At 75.9% G+C, this 727-nt stretch carries 1 pseudogene; it reads right to left on the bottom strand.

Going from position 1 to position 727, the window contains the following annotated elements:
* Positions 1 to 727, bottom strand: a pseudogene (locus V8688_RS32005) (chromosome segregation protein SMC); the annotation flags it as partial.

Here is a 727-nt window from a genome sequence, read left to right as displayed (position 1 = left end):
GCCTCGCGTTCGGCGCGGGCGGCCCGGCGCAGCGAATCCGCCTTGCCGCGTACCGATTCCGCGCGTTCCTCGGCGGTGCGCACCGCCAACCTGGCCTCGACCTCCATGGTGCGTGCTTCGGCGAGCGCGGCCGCGGCCTCTTCGCGTTCCCGGCCCGCGGCCTCGGTGCCCGCGGCGCCGTAGCTGTCGTCGCCGCCGTCGTGTTCCATCTCGGCGTGGCGCAGGCGGTCCTCGAGCTCGGCGAGGGAGGCCAGCGACTTCTCCCGCGCGGCCTCGGCGTCGGCACGCTGAGTCGCCAGCCGCTCCCCCTCGGTCTGCGCCGAGCGCGCGGTCTGGCCGACGCGGGCCAGCCGGTCGTAGATCGCCAGCAGCGCCTGATCGGATTCGTGCAGCGCCATCAGCGCGTGATCGGCGGCGTCCTTGCGGTCGGTCTGCTCGGCCAGCGCCCCGGCCAGTGCGGCTTCCAGTTCCTCCGCCCGGCGCTGCGCGGCCGCCAATTCGGCGGTGGCGGCGTCGATCTCGGCCTGGACCTCGAGCTGGCTGGGCATCCGCTCCGAACCGCCGACGATCCAGCCCGCGCCGGCCAGGTCGCCGTCGCGGGTGACCACCCGCAGTTCCGGGCGCAGCGCGACGAGTTCGGAGGCGGTCGCCAGATCGTCGACGACCACCACGCCCGCGGTGAGCGCCGCCAGCGCGGGCCGCACCGGCTCGGCGCCGTCGACGACCT

The sequence above is a fragment of the Nocardia sp. No.11 genome, assembly GCF_038752175.1.
In the GTDB taxonomy this organism is placed as follows: Bacteria; Actinomycetota; Actinomycetes; order Mycobacteriales; family Mycobacteriaceae; genus Nocardia; species Nocardia canadensis.
This window is presented reverse-complemented; position numbering and strand designations above follow the sequence as displayed.